This window comes from Pseudomonas sp. QS1027, from assembly GCF_002814235.1.
GTDB lineage: Bacteria > Pseudomonadota > Gammaproteobacteria > Pseudomonadales > Pseudomonadaceae > Aquipseudomonas.
The window spans coordinates 274,648-296,528 of the sequence record NZ_PHSU01000033.1; the positions used below are offsets into that span (position 1 = coordinate 274,648).

Genomic DNA, 21,881 nt, shown 5'->3' on the forward strand with positions numbered 1-21,881 from the left:
TTGCCTGGGTGGTTGGAGGCCTTGTATAGCGGGCATTGTGGGGCTGGAGGGGGCGTTTTCAAGGCAGGGGATGGGACAAAAGTTGCGCAGTCCTGAAACAGGGTCCTGAGCACACCACCCACTCTGTAGGAACCGGCTTGCTGGCGATGAGGCCAGCAAGTCCTGCATCGCCTGACCGGTCGCTATCGCCAGCAAGCCGGCTCCTACAAGGGATCGCGTTCAGCTTGCTCAGCCCTGGGCACTCCAACCGCCACCCAATGCAGTCATCAGGCCGATGCTGGCCTGCAACTGTCGGGTCTGCAACGCCTGCAACTGCCGCTGGGTCTGCAACGCCGCTGTCTGCGCCGTCACCACGTCGAGGTAGTTCACCGCCCCGGCCTGGTAGCTGTTCATGGCCAGGGTCTGGGTGTTCTGCGCCGCATTCACCGCCGCCTGCTCATCCAGGGCTTCGCGCTGCAAGTCACGCAGTTGCGCCAGGTTGTCCTCGACTTCGCGTACCGCGCGCAAGACCTGGCTGCGGTAATGGGCTGAAGCCTCGTCGAATTCGGCCTTGGCCTGATGCTCCTGGGCACTGAGACGCCCACCATCGAAAATCGGCAGGTTGACCAGCGGCCCCAATGCCCAATAGCGATTGCCCGTCGACAGCAGGCTGCCGCTGCCCTGGGTCTGGCCGCCGAGCAGGCCGGTCAGGCTGAAGTCCGGGTACCAGGCGGCCTTGGCCACGCCGATCCCGGCATTGGCGGCAAACACCCGGCGTTCCGCCGCGGCGATATCCGGACGGCGTTGCAGCAAGCCGCTGGGCAGGGCGCCGGGCACCTTGGGAATGGTCAGGATTGCCTGGGTCGGCGGCAACTGGAAATCACTGGCCGGTTCACCCACCAGCTCGGCTATCGCGTGTTCGGCCAGGTTGCGTTGGCCGCGCACTTCGTCCAGCTGGGCCTGGGCCTCGGCCAGTTGGCTCTGGGCGCGGGTCAGGTCGAGTTCCGAGGCAATCTGGCCCTGGTAGCGGTCACGGGTCAGTTGCAGCGCCTGGGTGTAGTCATCCAGGGAACTGGCGAGGATCCGGCTCTGGGCGTCCAGGCCATTGAGCTGGATATACAAGGTTGCCAACTGTTGTTGCAGGCTCAGGCGCGCCACCGCCAGGTCGTCGCCGGAGGCCTGGGCCTGGGCATCGCCGGCGGCCACCTGGTTGCGAATCCGTCCCCACAGGTCGAGGTCGAAGTTCAGCGTGAAACCCGCGGTATTGCTGTTGTACACCGCCGGCTGGGTGCTACCGCGCAACGGGCGATTGTCCGATTGGCGCTGGCGCAGGGGCTGCGCACTGGCGGTGATCTGCGGGAACAGCCCGGCATGCAGCTGGCTCGCATAGGCCTGGGCGCCGTCGTAGTGCGCCAGGGCGGCGGCCAGGTCCGGGTTGGCCTTGAGCAGGCGCTGCTGCAGTTCGTTGAGGTGTGAGTCCTGGAACAGCGACCACCATTGCTCCGACAGCTTGTCGCCCGGTTGTGCCAGGTGCCACGGACCGTCGCTGGTCTGCTCGCGATAGTGCTCCGGCAAGTCGAGTTGCGGCGGCTTGTAGGTCGGCGCGAGGGAGCAGCCCTGCAAGGTCGCGATCAAGAGCCAGGCGCTGCGCTTAAGCCTTGGGGACATGTTGGCCTCCGGCGTCGGCGAGTTTCACCGGGTCGCCTTCGCGCAGGGCGTCCGGCGGGTTGTCGATCACGGTGTCGGCGGGTTTCAGGCCCTGGTCGATGACCAGGCGTTCACCCAGGTCCAGGCCGATGTGGATGTCGCGCAGGTGCACATGGGACTGGGCGTCCAGCACGGCCACCTGGGTGCCCTGGGCACGGAAGATCAGGGCGCTGGCGGGAATGCTGACGCCATGGGTGTCCGCCGGGATCGGCAGGGTCGCTTCGGCATAGTCGCCCGGCAGCAGGACGTTGTCCGGGTTCTCGGCGACGAACTGCGCCAGCAGGGTGCCGGAGCGCGAGTCGATGGCGGTGGAGTTGCCCAGCAGTTTGGCGTTGAACTGCTGGCCCGGGTGTTCCGGCACCGTCAGTTTCACCTCGAGACCGGGATGGATCACGCTGGCGTAGTTCTGCGGGATCGGCACGTAGAGCCGCAGTTGGTGGGTGTCGGCGATGTCGAAGAGCTCCGGATCGCTGTCGTTGTCGGCCTTGATCAACTGGCCGATATCGGTGTTACGGGCAGTGATGGTGCCGGCGAAGGGCGCGCGAATGGTCTTGTACGCTTCCAGGGCCGACAGCCGCGCGTAGTCGGCGGCGGCGGCTTCGACATTGGCCTTGGCCGCGTCGGCGTTGGAGCTTTTTTCATCGGCTTCCTGGCGCGACACCGAATGGGTCTCCACCAGGTTTCGCCAACGGGTGGCGGTGGTCCCGGCCAGGCGCGCGTTGGCCTGTTCCTGCACCAGATGGGCATGGGCCTGGGCGACCTGCTGGTCGAGGTCCGGGCTGTCGATTTCGGCGAGTATCTGGCCGGCCTTGACCTGGCTGCCGATGTCGGTTTTCCAGTCTTTAAGGTAGCCGCTGACCCGCGCATGGATCGGCGCCTTGCTCCAGGCTTCCAGGTGGGCCGGCAGGCGCAGGGTGTCGCCGGCGGCGTTCTGCGCCGGCTTGAAGACGCTGACCATGGGGATGGCGGCGCTTTCGGTCCAGGCGGTCACGGATTTTTCGTGGCGGGTTCGCGCGGCAATCCCGTTGGCGACCAGCAAGGCGGCCAGGGTCAGACCGCCGACGCCCATGTAAAGCAGGCGTTTGCCCGAAGGTTTGCGATCAGTCATGGGTGTTTTCTCCAGCTACGGCGCGAATAGGTTGGCGACCATGCACCAGGCTGAACACCACGGGGACGAACAGCAGGGTGGCAGTGGTCGCCAGGATCAGACCGCCGATCACGGCGCGTCCGAGAGGGGCGTTCTGTTCTTCGGAAAGGGCCAGCGGCAACATGCCGATGATCATCGCCAGGGCGGTCATGCAGACCGGACGGAAACGGGTGTAGCCGGCTTCCAGGGCAGCCTTGAGGGCGTCGCCGTGTTCGGCCAGGCGTTCGCGACAGAAGCTCACCACCAGGATCGAGTTGGCGGTGGCCACCCCCATGCAGAGGATGGCCCCGGTCAGGGCCGGCACCGACAGCGAGGTGCCACTGAGGAACAGCATCCAGACGATCCCGGCGAGGGCCGCGGGCAGGGCGGTGATGATCACGAACGGGTCGACCCAGGACTGGAAGTTGACCACGATCAGCAGATAGATCAGCACCACCGCGCCGAGCAGGCCGAAGCTCAGGCCGCCGAAGGCTTCATGCAGGGCGTCGATCTGCCCGTGCAGGCTGACAATCGCGCCCTTTGGCCGCAAGGACGAGGCATCGTCGAGGATCTTCTGGATGTCATGGGCCACCGCGCCGAGGTCTCGGCCTTGCACGCTGGCGTAGATGTCCAGGGTCGGCTGGATGTTGTAGTGGGTCACCACCGCCGGGCTCTGCACCCGATTGATGGTCGCCAGGCCGCCGAGGATCTGCGACTGGCCGTTGCTACCGGTGACCGGCAGTGCTTCCAGTGATGGCAAGCTGTCCAGGCGGTATTGCGGAGTGGCCGCGACCACGCCGTAGGACACGCCGTTGGCCGGGTTGAGCCAGAAGGTCGGTGCCACCTGGGAGCTGCCCGCCAGGGAGGCGACCATGCTGTTGGTGACGTCACGCTCGGTGATGCCCAGGCCCTTGGCGCGCATGCGGTCGACCTTCACTTCAAGCGACGGGTAGCCGACCGATTGCTGGATCCGCAGGTCGGCGATCCCCGGTACGTGTTGCAGGCGTCTTTGCAGTTCGAGGGCGAAGACGCGGTTTTCCTCGGCGCTGCGTCCGGAGATTTTCACGTCCAGTGGAGCCGGTGCGCCGAAGTTGAGGATCTGGCTGCTGATATCCGCCGGGAGGAAGGCGAACTGGCTGCCGGGGAAGCTTTCCGGCAAGGCCGTGCGCAGCTTTTTCACGTAGTCGGCGGTGGGCTGGTGATCGGCCTTGAGGGTTACCTGGATATCGCCGTCCTGCGGACCGATGGTGCCGCTGCTGCTGTAGGCCATGTCGATACCGCTCAACGGAATACCGATGTTGTCGACGATGTTGTCCAGTTCCTCGGCGGGAATCACCTCGCGGATCCGCGCTTCGATACGGTCGAAGGTCGCGGCGCTTTCCTCGATCCGGGTACCCAGTGGCAGGCGTACATGCAGGGCCAGGGCGCCGGCGTCGGTAGCGGGGAAGAAGTCTTCGCCCAGGCTCGGCAGCAGGCTGAAGGAGGCCAGCACGCAGGCCAGGAAACCCAACAGGAAACGCTTGCGGCAACCCAGCGCCAGGGTCAGCAGTCCGTGATACACATCGCGCACCGTCGAGAAGCCGCGTTCAAAACCCTGCTGGAAATTCAGTGCGCCTTGCAGCAGGCGATTGCGTGGCTTGCGGTGCTGTTCACCTTCGTGATGGTTGATGAATTCATCTTCGGGATGATGACCGCTGCCGCCCTCGACCACATGGGGCTTGAGCAGGAACATCGCCAGGGTCGGTACCAGGGTCCGCGAGAGGAGGAAGGAGCTGGCCATGGCGAAGATCACCGCCAGGGCCATTGGCCGGAACAGGAAGCCGGCGATACCTTGCAGCATGAACATCGGCACGAACACGATGCAGATACACAGCAGCGAGACGAACGCCGGACCGACGATCTGTTTCGCGCCGTCGAGGATCGCGTCGTTGACCGCCTTGCCCTGTTCCAGGTGCCAGTTGATGTTCTCGATGGTCACCGTCGCATCGTCCACCAGGATCCCCACCGCCAGCGCCAGCCCGCCGAGGGTCATGACGTTGAGGGTCTGGCCGGTGGCGGCCAGCAGGGCGATGGCCGAGAGCACCGCCAATGGAATCGAGGCGGTGATGATCAGGGTCGAGCGCCAGCTGCCGAGGAACAGCAGGATCATCGCACTGGTCAGCAGGGCCGCGATGATGCCTTCGCGGGCCACGCTGCCCACCGACTGCTTGACGAACACCGAGGCGTCGCCCAGCAGCGAAGTCTTGAGCTCCGGCGGCAGGGTTTCATTGATCAGCGGCAGCATGTTGCGGATGTTGTCGACGATCGACAGGGTGGAGATATTGCCGTTCTTCATCGCCGGCATCAGCACCGCGCGGCGGCCATCGACCCGCACGATGTTGGTCTGCGGCGGCGAGCCGTCACGCACGTGGGCCACCTGGCCGATGGTGATCAGGGCGCCGTCGACGGTCTTGATCGGCAGGTCGTTGAGTTCCTCGATGATTTTCGGGCTGTTGTTCAGCAGCACGGTGTATTCGTAGGGGCCGAGTTTGGCGGTACCCACCGGAATGATCTGGTTCTGCGCGGCCAGGGCATTGCCCACATCCTGCGCCGAGAGGCCCTTGGCGGCCAGCGCCTGGGGATCGAGGTCGAGGGTGATCTGGCGTTGCTTGCCGCCCATCGGCGTTGGAATCGCCAAGCCCGGAACGGAGGTCAGGGGCAGGCGGATATTGTTCTGCACCAGGTCACGAATCTTCGCTTCCGACAGCGTCGGACTGGAAAACGCCATCTGCAGGATCGGCACCGTCGAGGCGCTGTAGTTGAGGATCAGCGGCGGGGTGATCCCCGGCGGCATTTGCTTGAGCACGGTCTGCGAGACCGCGGTCACCTGGGCGTTGGCGGTGCGGATGTCCACTCCCGGCTGAAAGAAGATCTTGACGATGCCCATGCCCGGCAACGATTGCGACTCGATGTGTTCGATGTCGTTGACCGTGGAGCTCAAGGAGCGTTCGTAGGTGTAGATCACCCGGCCGGCCATGTCCTCGGGGGACAGGCCGTTGTATTGCCAGACCACTGCGACCACCGGGATACCGATGTCGGGAAACACGTCGGTGGGGGTACGCAGGGCCGCCAGCGGCCCGATGATGCAGATGAATATCGCCAACACGATAAACGTGTAGGGCTTGAGCAGTGCGGTCTTTACCAGCCCGAGCATGCCTGAACCTCCGGGGAGTGGAATTGCAAACACCGGCAGTCTTGCGTCTGGAACTTAACGTTTAGCTTTCACCAACATGAAGGATCTTTTAGATAAGGACTGAAAATCCCTTCATGTGTGTTCATTTGTACAAAAGCCTCTAGTTCGCCACTCTTCGTCTCGATTAGACGGATTTTCCGTCCAGCGATAAAGCACTTGAATATGAGAGGAATTCATTCAATGACCCTTAAACCGCTGATGTTGATTTCGACCCTTGGACTGGTTTGCCTGCTGTCTGCCTGCGCCGCGCCGCAGCCCAAGGCTGACCCGAGCGAAGCCTGGATCGGCCTGGGGCAGGGGTCGAGCGACGACCTGCTGGCAGAGCGTGTGGATGGCAAGCGCGTCGACGACGGCCGTTACTTCGAAGTGGCACCGGGCAAGCACGATCTGAAAGTGCTCCTGGTCCAGGGCGCCAACGGTAATTCCGACCAGCCCGAGTGCAGCGGCCAGGTGGAATACGACCAGTTCAAGGCTGGCAAGCGCTATCACCTGGTGGAGTCGGGATCCGGCGTCAATGTTGGGGCTGAACTGGTGAACGACCACGGCGTGACCGTGGCCCAGTCCAGGAAGTTTTCCTGCATTTAACCGCTGACAGTTTTTTTCATCTTTTGAGGTAGAACACCATGACATTCAAACCCCTGATGCTGATTCCGACCCTGGGCCTGGCTTTTCTGCTCTCCGCGTGTGCCGGCCCGATGCCGAAGGCGGATCCGAGCGAAGCCTGGATCGGTCTGCAAAATGAAGCGCCGAACGACATGCTCGCCGAGAAGGTCGATGGCCAGAAAATCGATGATGGGCGTTTCTTCGAAGTGCCACCTGGCGCCCACAAGCTGGACGTGATGCTGGTGGAGATGCCGTGGGGCGATGGCAACCAGCAGGACTGCTCGGGGGAAGTCAGCTTCAACCAGTTCAAGGCCGGCGAGCACTACAAGCTGGTGGAGTCGAGCCTGGGCCAGGAAGTCAACGCCCGCCTGATGGATTCCCATGGCAAGCAAGTCGCCGAGACCGGCGACTTCCAGTGCCTGCCGGGTTAATCGCTGGCCTTCAGGACCGCACTGAAGCCTGACGGCGCAGCGCTGATGGTAGCGTTGCGCCAGGCGGTCTGCAGTTGTTGGTCGAGCAGTGCCGGCACCGGCTTGTCCGGCTGTTGTTGCAGGCTGAGCTTCAGCCCGTTGAGCGAGCGACCACTGAGGCGATTACCCATCAGGTCTTCACGGAAAACCTTTTCGGCTTCGGCCGCGTTGCCCTGGGCCAGCAGCGCGTAGCCCAGGGATTCACGCAAGGTGTAATACCAGTCCGGTGGCTCGTTATAGCTCAGTGCATCCTGAATGGAGACCGCCTTGCGCCAGGCGCCGATGATCTGCTCCTGGTTATCGCCCTGGAGTGATTTGAGGTCGGTGGCCAGGGCCTGCGAGGGATCCTTGCCAAACACCTTCGCACCGGTTTCCCGCAGTGACGCCAGGTCGAGCTTGCCGTGGCTGCTGTCCTGGGCCTTGTTCAGCAGGATCAGGTTGGCAATGCGAAACAGCTCCGAAGCCTTGTTGTTGCCGTAGTTGAGATCCGGTATGGCTTTCAGGGTATCGGTCACCGCCTGCCAGTAGCCCTTGAGCGCGTCGTCGATTTTCTCCTGGTCCAGTCCGTCCTCAGCCAACTGCCGATAAGCCTTGGCGTAGGCGGCCATGACCCGGGTGTAAGGCGCGGTCAGTGGCTTCCAATCCTTGTCGGCCTGGGTGCAGGTGTCGTTGATGGTCTTCAGGCCCTGCTCGATCTTCGGTTCGATACGCTCCAGGGCGGTCCAGTCCTGGAAGCGCACGGCGAAGTAATAGGGCACGGCATAGAAGTAGTCGGACTTGGTGCGGATCTCGTCGGGGTACTGCTTGCAGAGGAACTCCAGGGCCGAATACTGCGTGGTGTTTTCCACCAGTTCCTCGGCCATGTTCATGGCTTCGTTCTGGCGGCCCTCGATGGACAGGGTCCAGATCAGGAAGTGAATATTGTGACCCAGGTAATGCAGCGGGTAGGGGCTCTGCGGGCCGACCTGATGGGCATAGGCCCGGTCCACCGAAACCGCCGTGTAGTTGGCGACGCTGGCCAGGGCGTTGTTGCCGGTGCGCTGGTAGATATGCGAGGCCATGTGTACCAGATGGCCGATGGCCGGGTTCTGGTCGCGGAAGCGATTGGCCATGGGCAGTCCGCTGTCGGGGAACGGCGATTCCTCGATGGCGTGGATATAGAAGTGATTGGCGCCGGTGTGCAGCTTGTCCTGCACCAACACGCGGTTGAGTACCTGCAACGCCTCATAGGCCGCCGGCGTCGGTTGAACCGTATCGGAGACCGCCTCCTCACCGTCCCACCATTTCCACGGGGTCAGGTTGAGCAGGGCATCGGCGTAGAGGGTGGCGGCATCGAGGTCGTCGAAATAGGTCTGCGACAGTTCTTTCATGGCGTCGGCGTAGTGCTGTTTGCCGTCGTCGTCGAGGCTGACCTTGCCGTCCTTGAGGGTGTAGGCGGTGAGGAACGCCTTGGCGTAATCGACTTCACGCTGTAGCTGCCGTTCGCTGAAATGGGCCTTGGCTTGCGGGTCCTTGAGGCGGGCATTGGCGTGTTCCAGGGCGATCTGCGCTGAGCGATAGGCCAACTGGTCGCAACCGGGGGTGGCGTCGCTGTTGATATTGGAGTTGGCCGACAAGGCAATGCCCCAATAAGGCATCGCCGAGCCTTCGTCGAACCGGCTGGCCTGGTAGAAGGCGCGGATGGCTTCGGAGAAGTTGAAGCCATATTGCAGGGCCATGCCCTGGCTATAGAAAGCTTCGACCTGATCGGCGTCCTTCAGGCTGACCATGGGATAACGCGTACCGCCCAGGCCCGAGAGCAACTGGCCCTGTTCGGTGTCCTTCTGGCTGACGCATTGGCGCAGGACTTCGAGGTACGGGGTGTCGGGCGAGACCGGGGTGAAATGCTTCGGACCTTCGGCCGTTTCAGGTCCGTGGGTATGGGCCTGGGCCACGGACAGGCCGGTGAGCAGCAGGGCAGCGACAGCAAGACGCAATACAGCCATGTAGTGAATGCTCCTTTCAGGACGCGAGTCGTTCTATCTGGGGTGCCAGGTCTTTTTGCGGGATGACCACCTGGACCAGCACGGTCTCGTCGATCACCAGCAGCTTGAGCAGCAGTTCGCGCAATTCACCCAGGGTCGAGACCTTGTAGCCCTTGGCGCCGAAACCCTTGGCCAGGGCCAGGTAGTCCCAGCTGGGGAGGAGGTCGAAGGGCGCGAACTCACCATGTTCCTTGAACGCATTGATGTTCACGAAGGCCTGTTCGATGGCGTAGACCTCGTTGCTCATGACGAAGACCACGGCATTTACGCGATTGCGCACCAGGGTCGACAGTGACTGGCACATCATCATGAAGCCGCCGTCGCCGGCGACCACCAGCGGCCGGCGCTGGCCGCCCAGGGCCACCCCCAGGGCGCAACCGGTCTCGTGACCGAGGGAACCCCAGATGGCATCGGCGACAAAGCTGTTTTCGGGCATGCCCATGATATTGCTCGCGGCATACAGCGCCGAACTTTCACCGAGGATCAGCGCGCTGTTGTCCCACAGGCGTTGCTCCCGGGCGAAATCGGCGAGGGTGTCGAGGAACCGCTCGTAACTCAGGGGCGTGTCGTGATCGGTTGCCCTGAGCAGCGGCGAGAGCGGTTCACGCGGACGCAAGGGCAGCGGGAAGTCCTCGTCCAGGCCGAGTGCGCTGGTCAGGGCGGTCAGGTACTGCGGCAGTGGAACATGGGGGTAATACTGCAAGCCGGTGCGGGCCAGCTGGGTGTTGACCAGGATGATCTGGCCGAAATCCTTTTTCAGCAGTTGCAGGTAGTCGTCGGTGAAGATGACCCCGATGGCCAGGATGCAGTCGGTCTGGTCCACCAGGTCCTGGGTCCACAACCGTGAGGCGGTGCCGGCATAGGTGCCGATGAATTGCGGGTGGTTCTCGTCGACGACGGTCTTGGCTTCCAGCGAGGTGGTGAACGACAGGCCGCTGGCTTCGATCAGGTGCAGTGCCTGTTTTTGCAGGCCGAAACGGGCGATCTCGATGCCGAGCATGATCAACGGCTTTTTCGCCTGGCGCAGGCGTTGCACCGAGGTCTCGACCGCGGCGTCCAGCGACAGCAGATCGCAGGCGGCCGGCACGGGAGAGAGTTCGCCGACGGGTTCCTCGCAGGGTTCACCCCAGACGTTCTGCCAGGCTTCCAGGTAGATCGGCCGGCGCTGGCTGATGGCGGCCACCAGAGCTCGGTCGATCAGTGCCGGTGCGGTACGGCTGTCGTCCAGCAGCTCGCAGGCCACGGTGATGTTCTCGAACACCTTGCGCCCGACTTCCAGGTCGCCGGTGGAGTGGTGGAACAGCACATCCGCCGACCAGATGATCTGGCGATTCTTCGCCGACGGGCTGGCACTGATGACCACCACCGGGTTGCGCTCGACATAGGAGCCGGCAATGGCGTTCACCGCGCTGAAGGTGCCGACGCCGTATTGCAGGGAGACCGCGCCGATCCCGGCATAGCGGGCGTAACCGTCTGCAGCGTAGGCGGCGCTCATTTCATTGACTTCGCCGACCGGCTGGATATCGGTGGATTTCTCCAGGGCGTCCATGAATCCCGACACATAATCGCCGGGGACCTGGAACACCTTGTGCACACCCAGTTGAAGGAGCCGTGCCAGCAGGTAGTCGGCGACGGTAAAGTCTCTACGTATTGCCATGGTCGATCCCCTTATAGGCAAATTGAGTCACTTCATTCAGGGTGTTCGCGCAGTCCTTGCAGGCTGGGCGCTTGCCCGGTTCCAGGGCGCAGCCATCGGGTGTCGGCACCGGCAGCAGGTCGTAGTGCTTGGAGAGCCAGGTCGGCCGCTTGAGGCCGAAGAAGTCCTGGAGTGTCGATTCGGCCACGGTCAGTGCGCCTTCGACCCAGCCCTGGCCATAAGAGTAGGCCTCGCCGACGATATGGATTTGCTGGTTTTCCACCGGCCGGCGCATGCGGCAGATGATCTGGTCGAGCCGGTAATTGGCTTTCCATTCATGCCAGCCGCCGCCGTACGGATCGGCGTCCCAGGCGTGATAGACCGCCGAGTAGGGACGCGGCAGTTCCACCTGGTCATGGACCTGGGTGACCTGCATCTGCGCCACCCGGACCATTTCGTCGCTGACGGTGAACTGGGTCCTGGGCACCACCGGCTCGGTCTTGAGCAGCCCGGCCAGGTTGGCGGGCGTGTGGCCAACAAAGGGTGCACCGCCTTCCAGGCCTTTCCAGAACGGCACGGTGCCGATGTCATTGTAGGAGGCCATCAGCAACGAGTTGAGCGTCGGCTCACCGCCTTTCTGCTCGCATTCGGTGCCCATGTAGTAGATCTGCCGCACCGGCAGGTCGGTGACCGAACGCCCGGCCACCAGCCCGAGGGCACGCCACCAGGGCTGTTCGTAGGCGAGGAAGAGCTTGAAGGCCGATTGCACCAGCACCGAGCCGAGATTGTCCTTGAGCCAGGGATCGTTGAAGAATGGCGAGTCGATCAGTTCCAGGGAGCGGCGAGGCATGGCCAGGATGATTTTCTTCGCCTTGACCACGGACTGGCTGCCGGCGTCGCGGGTGCTGCCGTCCACCGTGGTGGTGGTCTGGAAGTGCAGTCGGTAGGGAAAGTCGGGGTCCTTGGCGTAGCTGATGGCGGTCAGTCGCTGGTTCATCTGTACCCGTTGCTTGCCCGGTAGTTTGCCGGGCAGCTTGGCGAACTTTGCCGCGAGGGTCAGGGGCAGGCTCTGGAAACCCTTGCTCAGGGTCAGGAACTCGGTGGTGTCGGTGTATTCGGTGGCGGGCAGCTGGGTTACCGCGCTGGCGTTGGCCACGTTGGCGTCATAGCCGCCGGCATCCTTCATGAACTGGTAACCCTCGTTGCTCATCACCCGGTAGAGCAGGTCCCAGAAGCCATACCGCCAGATTTCCTTGCCGAACACCGTGACCTGCATCTGCTGGCACAGGCTAAGCTTGTCAAAGCCCGGGTACACATAGTTCATCACCTTGACCTGCAGGTCCTCGGGGCAGAAGCCGCGCTCGGACCAGGCCAGGTCGTAGGGGATTTTTTCCGGGGCTTCGACGAAGTCGCGATAACGGAAGCGCTTGCCGCGCAGATAAAACAGGTTGTTCTTCGAATAGACCGGCTTGGGTGCACCCATGGGGAAATCCTGGCTGGGCAGCTTGAGGTGCTTGACCAGATTGTCCACCAGCACATGGCCGCCGGGCCCCGGGATGTAGCGCATGCCGCCGACCTCGGCGACCACATTGGGCAAGCCCGGCAGGTTGATACTGAACAGGCGTCCGCCGATTCGGTCACCGTATTCGAACAAGGCAATGTTCTGTGTATCGCCATGGACCTGTTGCAGGCGCCAGGCGCTGTAGCTGCCTGAGACGCCACCGCCGACCACGGCCACGTCAAGTTCCAGTTCTTGCGACTTCATGGCGAACTCCATTTCGAAGAGAAAGGGGACTGAGCATTCCGATCGCGACCAAGTATTGTCGAGTTTTGCCGAAATGCCAGTGTGCCACTACGGTATCGCGTCGGTGGCCAAATCACTGGCCGCCAACAGGAGGAACAGGCACGGGAGCGCGGGGGGATCAGGTGGCCGGGGTGCTGACGAAAATCTCCAGGCCCTCGGCATAGGCGGTGAATTGCTCGAGGCGCGGATAGTGTGTCGCCAGGCATTGTTCGGGGAGCATCATTTTGCTGAAGCTCCAGGCAACCGCCAGGCTGATGCCTTCCTGACGAATCGTGCCGTCCTCAGGCAGCGGCTGGCGTGCCAGTTCGCTCTCGATTTGAGTGTAGGCGGCTTCCAGCTGGCCGCCGACTCGTTCCAGCCAGGGCCCGTGCTGTTTTTCCGCCGGGCGCAGGTTCTTCTCATAGACGATCTGCACCGATTTCTCACAGGCGGCCAGGGCCAGCCCGATCAGCCGCAGCCCGCGTACCTGTTCGGCCTGGCTGGCATAGGCTTGGCCTGGGCCGGCGATCAGCGTCAGGTACTCGATAATCAGCCCGGAGTCCATCAACACTTCACCGCTATCGCAGACCAGGGTCGGCGCCTTGACCACCGGGTTGATCTGCGCGAAGCGCTCGAAGTCACGAAACACCGAGACCGACTGGTGTTCGAAGGCGATGCCTAGGTGCTTGAGGGTGATGGCGACCCGGCGCACGTAGGGAGAGTCCAGCATACCGATAAGCTTCATTGATCCTGTCCTTTTGATACGGTGAAGAAATCTTCAGCCCCGAGGGCTTGAGCCGGTTACTGCGCTGGACACGCAGCTTTGAGTCCTGGCGGAATACTAGTTGGCTATCGCGTTGAGTTTCAAGTCGCCAGCTATGCTCCTGTAAGACCGTCATCGAGTACGAGCGAGGCTCCGCCATGCACGCTGTCAAAACGGCCCTCGTACTGGCTGGAGGCGGTAGCCTCGGCGCGGTCCAGGTGGGCATGCTCAAGGCCCTGGTGGAAGCCCGGGTGAGCTTCGATCTGGTGATCGGCGCTTCGGTCGGTGCCATCAACGGTGCCTACTTCGCCGCACGGCCCACCGCTGAAGGCGTGGAGGAGTTGGCGGACTTCTGGCGCAGTTTGCGCAAGGGCGATGTGTTTCCCCTGTCGTTGCTCGACACCCTGAGGGCGCTGATCAATCGGCGCGGCTTTCTGTTACAGGCCACGGCACTGGAGCGACTGGTCAAGCGAGCGTTGCCCGTGGCGCGGATCGAAGACACGGTCCTGCCACTGCATATCGTCACCACCAACCTGCTGACGGGGGCTGAAGAGCTGTTGTCCAGCGGCAGTGCGCAACAGGCGCTGCTGGCCAGCGCGGCGATCCCGCTGGTATTTCCTTTCGTGAAGATCGGCGACAAGCTGTTGGTCGACGGTGGCGTGGCGAGTAACACGCCGATTGCCAGTGCGGTCGACCTGGGGGCCAACCGCATCGTGGTGGTGCCGACGGGGTTCGGCTGCGCTTGCCCACAACCGCCTGCCGGCCTGGTGGCCCTGGCGTTGCACACCTTGAACCTGATGAGCATGCGGCAATTGGTGCGCGATATCGAACTCTACGCGCACCGGGCAGGTATTCACGTGGTTGCGCCTTTGTGTCCCTTGGGGATCTCGGTCTTTGATTTCAGCCAGACCGATGCCTTGTTGCAGCGCGCCTATGAGCAAACTTGCGTCTGGATCGAGGAGGGCGGGCTGGTTCGTACCGGCGTGCCCGATTCATTGCAGGCTCACACTCATCCCTCGGCCCACGGGCACTGAGGGGCACAGGGTCTCAGGGATGGAGCCGGTCATTGCGGTAGACACCCAGGCAGACGCCCACGGCGACCACCACCGGCAGGATCAGCGCCCATAATCCCCAGGCCAGATAGAGCAGGGCGGCGCCGACGCAGCCTGAGGCAAAGGCCAGCAGCGTCGCGCAAATCGGTTTCAGACGTTGCTTGATCACGCTACGTTGCTGCGCATCATGCTCGGTCCACAGGGCAAACACATCGACGGCGAACTGGGTGACGTTGCCGGTCATCAGCGTGGTCGGCGGAGTCCCTTTCATATACTGGCGGGAAATCGCGTTCTGAATCGCCATGGCGGTGACCCCGGTCATACCGGTGATCAGTGCCGTCGCGCTGTCACCATCGGTAAACGGTCCCCAGACAATCGCCAGCAGGGCAAAGGCCGCGAGTATCAGCGTATGGGCGAGCAATAACAGGCGCAGCGGCGTCAGTCCCCGACGATGAATCGCCACCGCGGCCAGGTGTGTCAGCCCCACCACCAGCACGAATACGGGCAGCGCGATCAGCTTGGGCAACGCGCCGGAGGTGCCATGGACAATGCTCACGCCGAGGGTGACAAAGTTACCGGTGACATGGGCGGTGAACAGACCCTGCAAGGCGAGAAAGCCCAGGGTGTCGACGAAGCCGCCGTTGAAGCTGAGAGCCGGTCCAACGCTGGGGTGCAAGGGGGATTCCATGACATATCCTCTCTGGATCGGGCGTCGGGGCACAGGATTGAGCCAGACGGTAACTCGCCGTCTGTCGTTGATCAAGGCAGGACAGCTGAAATAACTGACGTAAAATTTCATGGTGCAAATCGGCGTGTGAAGTGTCTGGCACCATAAAAATTCGCTACGCTCGCACACCTCAGCAGACTTCCCAAGGATGTGGTGCATGCGCGTACTTCAGAGCAATCCCCAGGACGATTTCCGGGTCAAGGCCTACGCCGGGACCAGCGGCGTGTTGCTGGCCATCGATCTGGCCGAATCACGGCGGGCCGGCCTGCTCGGTTTCGCCATCGAACGCCAGGAGGGCAGCGGTCCCTGGCAGTTCCTGTTCAACAGCCTGACGTTCCCCGGCAAGGAACACACCTTCCCCCAGTACCACGCGACCCCGAGCAATCTGGCGCCTTTGCAGAAATTCCGTTGGGCCGACTACAACGTCGAGCCCGGGAGCACCAGCAACTATCGGGTGCACCTGGCCTACGGCACGCCCGATGCGCCGCAACTGGGTGAATCGCTGGCGCTGACGGTGACCACCGACAATGGCCTGCCCAAGGGCCAGCGGGTGATCTTCAACCGTGCGGTGGCGGCCAGCCAGGGTTTTGAGCGCAAGTTTCCCGATCTGGACAAACTGATCAGTACCCAGAAAAACCTGCCCATCGAAGCCTGGCCGGATGCGGCGCGGCTGTGGCTGGAAAACGGACTGCTGGAAGAGCTGCTGGGTTTTATCGCCCGGGCAACGGATGTGCAGTGGGGCCTGGATATCGCCATCTATGAGTACCAGTTGAAGGCGATTGTCGATGCGGTGAACGCGGCGCAGCAGCGCGGTGTGCGGATTCGAGTGCTGTATCACGCCAAGGTCGGTGATGAGGACACCACTCTGAACGAGCAAAGTCTGACGCCGATTCCGGCGGAGAGCAAACGTGGGCGGGTCACCAGCAATATCTTCCATGACAAGTTCATTGTGCTCAGCCAGCGCGATGCCGGTGGTGAGTATCGGCCTGAAGCGGTGCTCTGCGGCAGCACCAACTTCACCGCCAATGGTGTTTATCGTCAAGCCAACGTGGTGCACGTGCTTGACGACGTTCGCCTGGCCACCGAGTACACCCAGGTCTTCGAGGAAATCTGGGCGGCGCCGGCGGATGTGGCGGCGACCCGCAAGTGGATCACCCAGAACAATCCCATGGACCCGAGCCAGCCGTTGTTCGCCGGGTTCTCCCCGCGTACCGGACAGGGTGATCTGAAGGAGTTCGTGCAGATCATTACGGCGGCGCAAAAGGACGTGCTGTTCGCCACCGCATTCGCCTTGCCCCAGGAAATCCTCGACGCCTTGCTCGGCAAGCCCCATGACGATGTGCTGCGTTTCGGCTTGCAGAATACCGCCAGCAGCATCTCCGGGATTCACGCCGATCGGACGGATGATTTCGTGGCCACGGCGCTGCTCAATACCGGCCTGGAGGGTTGGATCAAGGAGGGACTCAAGGGCCAGAAGGGCAATCTGCTGGTGCACACCAAGGCCATCGTCACTGACTTCACCACCGATGCACCGACCATTATCAGTGGCAGTCACAACCTCAGTGTCGGGGCCAGTGACGGCAATGACGAGAACTACCTGGTGATCCGTGGCGATGTCGATCTGGCGGATCGTTATGGCCTGGAGATCCTGCGCTTCTACGAGCACTACCGGTTCCGTTATTACGCGAAGAAGCTGGAACTCAAGCAGGTCCAGCCGCTGTCGCCAGACAACAGCTGGAGCGATGGGTATTACAAGGATGGCGACTTGAAGATGCTGTCGCGGTTGCGCTTTGCCGGACGCTAACGGGATCAGGCGCTCAGGTTCTTCATCGCCGCGCGATACTGCTTCGTCCGCCGGCCGATAAACAACCGATCCAGCACCAGCGCCCACACCGCCGAAACTTCGGGGTGAGGGCGCTTACCCTTGCTCAGGCGCTGCAACTGGAACTTGACCACCGCCATGTTCGCCAAGGCCGCCAGCGGCTTTTTCTTCCAATGGATTGGTGGCAATTGCGGATGGCTGTTGCGGCCTTCGCGCCAGTGCCGGGGCAGGTGCGGTTCCACGGCCAGCGCGGTGCCGATACCGGCCATGGCGATGCCGCTGTCCAGTACCTGCTCGACGATGGGCAAGCGCCGAATACCGCCGGTGACCATCACCGGCATTTTCGCCACCTTCGCCAACTCGCCGGCCATTTCCATGAAATAGGCTTCCCGCGCCAGGGTGCGGCCGTCCCGTGCTTCGCCCTGCATGGCCGGAGCCTCATAGCTGCCGCCCGACAGCTCGACCAGGTCCACCGGCAAATCGTTGAGCCATTCGATCACCTGACGGGCATCGTCAGCGTCGAAGCCGCCGCGCTGGAAGTCCGCCGAGTTGAGTTTGATCGCCACGCAAAAGTCCGCTGAAAGCACGGCCCGGATCGCCTTGACCACCGACAGCAACAGGCGTGCGCGATTCTCCAGCGAGCCGCCCCAACGGTCGCTGCGCTGGTTGCTCAGCGGCGAGAGGAACTGGCTGATCAGGTAACCGTGGGCCGCGTGGATCTCTACACCGGTAAAGCCTGCTTGCTCGGCGAGACGGGCGCTGTTGGCGAAACGGCCGATCACCTCTTCGATATCTGTTTCGCTCATGGGCCGAGGCTCGGCGAACATCTTCGAGAAGCCGCCCATGTCCAGCGCTACCGCGGACGGTGCCCAGGCGGTCTGGCCGAGATTGGCCATGGTCTGGCGTCCGGGATGGTTGATCTGCATCCAGAACTGCGCGCCCTTGGCCCGGCCGATGGCGGCCCATTGGCGGAATTTTTCCAGGTGCTTTTCATCTTCCAGTACAACACCACCCGGGCCGGTCATGGCGCGACGGTCGATCATCACGTTACCCGTCAGCAGTAAACCCGGTTCGCCGTCGGACCAGGCACGGTAGAGTTCCATCAACTGAGCGGAAGGCGCGTTATCCAGGTCAGCCATGTTCTCTTCCATGGCGGCCTTGGCGATGCGATTCGGGATCTGTACGCCATTGGGCAAGAGCAGTGCTTGAAAGGGTGACATGCTTGACTCCGGGGTAGTGGGGAGTTCAGGCTAAGCTTAAACCTAACTTTAATGTCAAGCGTCCATTCGAGGCCTTTTATGAAGATTGGTGAACTGGCCCTACGCAGTGGCCTGGCGGCTTCGAAGATCAGGTTCTACGAAGCCCAGGGTTTGATTCGCAAGGTGCAGCGCCAGGCCAACGGTTACCGTGAGTACCCGGCCGAGGTGCTGCAGACGTTGTCGATCATCCAGTGTGCGCAACAGGCGGGTTTCAGTCTCGAGGAGTTGCGGGCGTTGGTGCCGGTGGCCGAGACCGGGGGCTTGGGTCATGAGGTCATGGTCGACAGCCTGGAGCGCAAGATCGATCAGATCGAAGCCATGCAGGCGCGCCTGGCCCATAGCAAGATGCAGCTGTTGGGGATCGTCAACGGCATCCGCAACCGGCCCGAAGGGACCACATGCACGGAAAACACCGAGCGGGTATTGGCGTCGATCCAGTCCCCGCAGCCACGGCTGCCGCTGTAGGGGCTCTCATGGGCGGCTGAATAATTTCAGTGCCCGTACGACGAGCCCTGTACGGATTTATTCCCTGGCCAATGAACAGGATCGGCTGAGGGGCAGGGGATGGCGCATCAGACTGCCCACCACCAACGCCCCCGACAACGCCAGCAACCCCGCGACCCAGAGCACCGTGCCAAAGCCACCGACGAAGGCTGCACGGGCCAGCGGCTGGACCACCTGGCGCGCGGATGCCGGCAGCGTTGCCATCGCCGCCGGCATGTCACCGGCGACCACCCGCGAGGCAATCGCCCGGGCCTGATCGAGCCAGGGCGCGGCGTGTGCGGCGAGGCTGGCGTGGAGCAATTGTTCGGTATGGCTGGCGAGCAGGGCACCAAACACGCCGATGGTCAGCATGATCGCGCTGAAGCGCATGGTGGTGCTCATCCCCGAGGCCATGCCGGCCCGCTCCCGGGGCACGCAGGCCATGATGTTTTTCTGGGTGTCGCCGTTGAGCAGCCCGGCGCCGGCGCCGGTCACGGTAATCGCCAGGGCAAATGGCAGGTAGCTGCCACTGCCGACCGCCCAGGCGCTGAGCAGGTTGCCGCAACCGACCAGGGTCAGGCCGCTCGCCATCATGGTCGCCGGGGTGAAGCGCGAGGCCAGTCGAATACCGATACGCGGACAGATCAGCATGGCCAGGGCGAAGGGCAGCATGCCCAGGCCTGAAGCCACGGCGGAGAAGCCCAGGCCGTTCTGCAGGTAGAACGGCAGCAGGGTCATCATCACCTGGGCGCAGCCGGCATAGGCAAACATCCCCAGCAGGGCGCCGATAAAGCGCGGGTGACGGAACAGTTGCAGGTCGACCATTGGCCGTTGCTGTACCCGCTCGACAAACACGAACAGGCCCAGTAGCGCGGCGCCGCCCAGCAACCGGGCGTAGGTCAGCGGGCTGTTCCAGCCGATGCGGTTGGCCTCGATCAACCCCCAGATCAGGCACAACAACGCGCCGCTGAAGGCCAGGCTGCCCCAGGGATCCAGGCGCGCCGCCTGGCTGTCCCGGGATTCCGGCACGGCGTGGCGGACCATTGCCATCAACAGCAGGCCCACCGGCAGGTTGAGGTAGAAAATCCAGCGCCAGCCCAGGTATTGGGTGATCAGCCCGCCGAGGGTCGGTGCTGCGGTCATGGCCACCCCCATGCACGCGCCCCAGAAGGCCCAGGCCTTGGCCCGCTCGGCCTCGTCGTGAAAGACGTGGCCGATGGAGGCGAGGGCGGAGGTCAGCAGCAACGCGGCGCCGACCCCCTTGATGGCGCGGGCGATATCGAGGAACAGGCTGTCGGGTGCAGCACCACAACCCAGTGAGGCGAGGATGAACAGGGTCAGGCCCCAGAGCAGGGTTTTGCGTCGGCCGAAGCGGTCGGCGATGCTCCCCGCCGGCAGCAGCAGGGCAGCGAAGGCCAGCATATAGGCACTGACCACCCACTCGATATCGGCAAAATTGGCCCCCAGGTCGCGGGCAATGCTGGGCAGGGTGACGGCGACGATATTGGTGTCGAGGACAATCAGCGAGCAGACGCCGGAGGCGGTCAGCAGCGTCAATCGCGGGCTGACCCGGCTCATGGCTGGGCCTGCGACGCTAGCGCGGCGATGGCGGCCAGGGCGATTTCATCGTCATGGGCCGGGGTGTCGGCGCTGATGCCGATGGCGCCGATCACCTGGCCTTCGAGACGAATCGGCTGGGCTCCTTTCATCATCACCAGGCCGGCGCTGAGGGCGGCCTGGCGTCCGCCGTTGACCGCATTTTCCAGATCGCCTGACGGCCGTTTGAACAGCGCCGAAGTCCGGGCCTTGCCCTCGGCCAGTTGAATGCCGGCCACCACGGGCGTGTCGTTCATGCGTTCGCCGAGGATCGGCCAGCCGCCGTCATCGACCACCACGATTGCACAGGGCCAGCCTTTTGCCGTGGCCGTCTGCTCGGCGGCCTTGACCAGTGTACGGGCCAGCTCCAGATCAAGGATTGCCTTGTGGGCAATGCTGGGTGATGAGTCGGCCATTGCTACCAGTGGCAGGCTCAGGCAGGCACAAAACAAGGGGATAAGGGATTTGACGCGCATGGTACAAGCTCTCTACTGTGGCGGTAGAAGCAGCTTATCGTGGCCCGGCCGTGGCTTTGTTAGCCGAGCGCCGGAACTTCATTACCTTTGAGCTAATGCCTGTATGGAGATTCGTCATTTCCGCTATTTCCTGGCGGTGGCCCGGCAACGCAATTTCACCCGGGCGGCCGAGCAGCTGGATATCGCGCCGCCGACCCTGAGTCGACAGATTCAGGACATGGAAACCGCCCTCGGCACCCGGCTGTTTTTGCGTGGGCAGCGCGAGGTCAGTCTCACCGAAGCCGGTGCGGCGTTGCTGCCGGAAGCGGAGGCGACGGTGCGCCAGTTCGAGTCCGCCCAGCGCAATGCGCAGCGGGCCGGACGTGGTGAAGTCGGGCATATCGAGCTCGGTTATGTGGCGTCCGCAGTGTATTCCGGGGTGTTGCAGCGTCAGGTCAAGGCCTTCAGTCGGGAGTTCGCCGAGGTCAGCCTCAGCGTGCGCGAGAGCCCGATGGCGGTGTTGCCGGGACTGATCGCCGAGGGGCGTTTCGATATCGGTTATGTCCGCTCACCCATGTCCTTGCCCGAGGGTGTGGACGCGGTGCGCCTGAATGCCGAAGGGTTTGTGCTGGCCGTGGCGGACGATGCCTGGTTGTGCCGCTTGAAACAGATCGGCGCCGAACATTTGCAGAACGAAACCTTTATTCTCCCGGAGCAGATCAGCGGCACCCTGCAGGTCGCCGCCCAGGGTGGCTATGCACCGAAGCTGGGGCCGCAACCCGGTGGTCTGGTGGCGGTGATCGCGGCGGTGTCCCTGGGGCAGGGTGTGGCGGTGGTGCCCGAGTCGGTGATCGGCCATGTGAACCTGCCGAATGTGGTGTATCGACCGATCCATGGCTGCGAGGCGAGTTCCTGGTTGTCGCTGATTTATCGGCGCTTCGAAAAGGCCCCGGCGGTGGCGCGTTATATCGAGCGGGTCAAACGTGAACACCCCAAGGAGGGGGCTTGATTCAGCCTCAAGACCGAAGCGATTCAGCCATGATCGACTATCCTCGGTTAGTCGACCAGCAGGTCAGATAATGTCGAAGTGGTCGAGCTTGCGCGCCACCCCAAAATAGCACCGTTGGTCGGTCTTCACGGGGCGCTGACCTGTACGGCGAGCGG

At 63.0% G+C, this 21,881-nt stretch carries 17 protein-coding genes; 6 read left to right on the forward strand and 11 right to left on the reverse strand.

What is annotated here, in order from left to right:
- Positions 1-228 precede the first annotated feature (228 nt).
- The 3 genes from CWE01_RS28145 to CWE01_RS28155 are packed head-to-tail and all read right to left on the reverse strand — an operon-like array spanning position 229 to position 6,005.
- On the reverse strand, positions 229-1,647 hold the full coding sequence (locus tag CWE01_RS28145; RefSeq protein ID WP_100943828.1) for an efflux transporter outer membrane subunit: 1,419 nt from the start codon (positions 1,645-1,647) through the stop codon (positions 229-231).
- Complete coding sequence (locus CWE01_RS28150; protein ID WP_100943829.1) at positions 1,631-2,794, reverse strand: efflux RND transporter periplasmic adaptor subunit; 1,164 nt, start codon at positions 2,792-2,794, stop codon at positions 1,631-1,633. Before CWE01_RS28150 ends, CWE01_RS28145 begins: the two co-directional genes overlap by 17 nt.
- Positions 2,787-6,005: an efflux RND transporter permease subunit gene (locus CWE01_RS28155; RefSeq protein WP_100943830.1), complete on the reverse strand. Its 3,219-nt coding sequence runs from the start codon at positions 6,003-6,005 to the stop codon at positions 2,787-2,789. Before CWE01_RS28155 ends, CWE01_RS28150 begins: the two co-directional genes overlap by 8 nt.
- Before the next feature lie 219 nt (positions 6,006-6,224).
- Between CWE01_RS28155 and CWE01_RS28160 the strand changes: the two genes are divergently transcribed.
- Positions 6,225-6,629 carry a hypothetical protein gene (locus CWE01_RS28160; RefSeq protein ID WP_100943831.1) on the forward strand — a complete coding sequence of 135 codons (405 nt, stop codon included), beginning with the start codon at positions 6,225-6,227 and terminating at the stop codon, positions 6,627-6,629.
- Between the two features lie 38 nt (positions 6,630-6,667).
- Positions 6,668-7,078: a hypothetical protein gene (locus CWE01_RS28165; protein WP_100943832.1), complete on the forward strand. Its 411-nt coding sequence runs from the start codon at positions 6,668-6,670 to the stop codon at positions 7,076-7,078.
- Here CWE01_RS28165 and CWE01_RS28170 read toward each other — a convergent pair.
- The 4 genes from CWE01_RS28170 to CWE01_RS28185 all read right to left on the reverse strand — a co-directional run bounded on the left by CWE01_RS28170 (position 7,075) and on the right by CWE01_RS28185 (position 13,305).
- Positions 7,075-9,102 (reverse strand): hypothetical protein, encoded by a 2,028-nt coding sequence (locus CWE01_RS28170; protein WP_100943833.1) that lies wholly within the window; start codon positions 9,100-9,102, stop codon positions 7,075-7,077. The genes CWE01_RS28165 and CWE01_RS28170 overlap by 4 nt on opposite strands.
- 16 nt (positions 9,103-9,118) lie before the next feature.
- Positions 9,119-10,798, reverse strand: coding sequence for an alpha-keto acid decarboxylase family protein (locus CWE01_RS28175; RefSeq protein ID WP_100943834.1), 1,680 nt, complete (start codon positions 10,796-10,798; stop codon positions 9,119-9,121).
- On the reverse strand, positions 10,785-12,542 hold the full coding sequence (locus CWE01_RS28180; protein WP_100943835.1) for an FAD-dependent oxidoreductase: 1,758 nt from the start codon (positions 12,540-12,542) through the stop codon (positions 10,785-10,787). The genes CWE01_RS28175 and CWE01_RS28180 overlap by 14 nt, the downstream gene beginning before the upstream one ends.
- 157 nt (positions 12,543-12,699) lie before the next feature.
- A complete protein-coding gene (locus CWE01_RS28185) occupies positions 12,700-13,305 on the reverse strand; it encodes a glutathione S-transferase family protein (protein WP_100943836.1) in 606 nt (201 codons plus the stop codon).
- Between the two features lie 176 nt (positions 13,306-13,481).
- On the opposite strand from CWE01_RS28185, the gene CWE01_RS28190 reads away from it, so the two are divergent.
- Positions 13,482-14,357, forward strand: coding sequence for a patatin-like phospholipase family protein (locus tag CWE01_RS28190; RefSeq protein WP_100943837.1), 876 nt, complete (start codon positions 13,482-13,484; stop codon positions 14,355-14,357).
- Between the two features lie 13 nt (positions 14,358-14,370).
- On the opposite strand, the gene CWE01_RS28195 is transcribed toward CWE01_RS28190, so the two are convergent.
- Positions 14,371-15,063, reverse strand: coding sequence for a YoaK family protein (locus CWE01_RS28195; RefSeq protein ID WP_100943838.1), 693 nt, complete (start codon positions 15,061-15,063; stop codon positions 14,371-14,373).
- A gap of 196 nt (positions 15,064-15,259) precedes the next feature.
- Here CWE01_RS28195 and CWE01_RS28200 point away from each other — a divergent pair, with 196 nt between their 5' ends.
- Positions 15,260-16,906, forward strand: a complete 1,647-nt coding sequence (locus tag CWE01_RS28200) for a phospholipase D-like domain-containing protein (protein WP_100943839.1) — start codon at positions 15,260-15,262, stop codon at positions 16,904-16,906.
- A 5-nt stretch (positions 16,907-16,911) separates the two neighbouring features.
- Here CWE01_RS28200 and CWE01_RS28205 read toward each other — a convergent pair whose 3' ends face one another.
- Complete coding sequence (locus tag CWE01_RS28205) at positions 16,912-18,144, reverse strand: NADH:flavin oxidoreductase/NADH oxidase family protein (RefSeq protein ID WP_100943840.1); 1,233 nt, start codon at positions 18,142-18,144, stop codon at positions 16,912-16,914.
- 78 nt (positions 18,145-18,222) lie between these two features.
- On the opposite strand from CWE01_RS28205, the gene CWE01_RS28210 reads away from it, so the two are divergent.
- Positions 18,223-18,648, forward strand: coding sequence for a MerR family transcriptional regulator (locus CWE01_RS28210; RefSeq protein ID WP_100943841.1), 426 nt, complete (start codon positions 18,223-18,225; stop codon positions 18,646-18,648).
- A gap of 57 nt (positions 18,649-18,705) precedes the next feature.
- On the opposite strand, the gene CWE01_RS28215 is transcribed toward CWE01_RS28210, so the two are convergent.
- Positions 18,706-20,244, reverse strand: coding sequence for an MFS transporter (locus tag CWE01_RS28215; RefSeq protein ID WP_100943842.1), 1,539 nt, complete (start codon positions 20,242-20,244; stop codon positions 18,706-18,708).
- On the reverse strand, positions 20,241-20,738 hold the full coding sequence (locus CWE01_RS28220) for a heme-binding protein (RefSeq protein ID WP_100943843.1): 498 nt from the start codon (positions 20,736-20,738) through the stop codon (positions 20,241-20,243). The genes CWE01_RS28215 and CWE01_RS28220 overlap by 4 nt, the downstream gene beginning before the upstream one ends.
- A 103-nt stretch (positions 20,739-20,841) precedes the next feature.
- On the opposite strand from CWE01_RS28220, the gene CWE01_RS28225 reads away from it, so the two are divergent.
- Complete coding sequence (locus CWE01_RS28225; RefSeq protein ID WP_100943844.1) at positions 20,842-21,726, forward strand: LysR family transcriptional regulator; 885 nt, start codon at positions 20,842-20,844, stop codon at positions 21,724-21,726.
- Positions 21,727-21,881 lie beyond the last annotated feature (155 nt).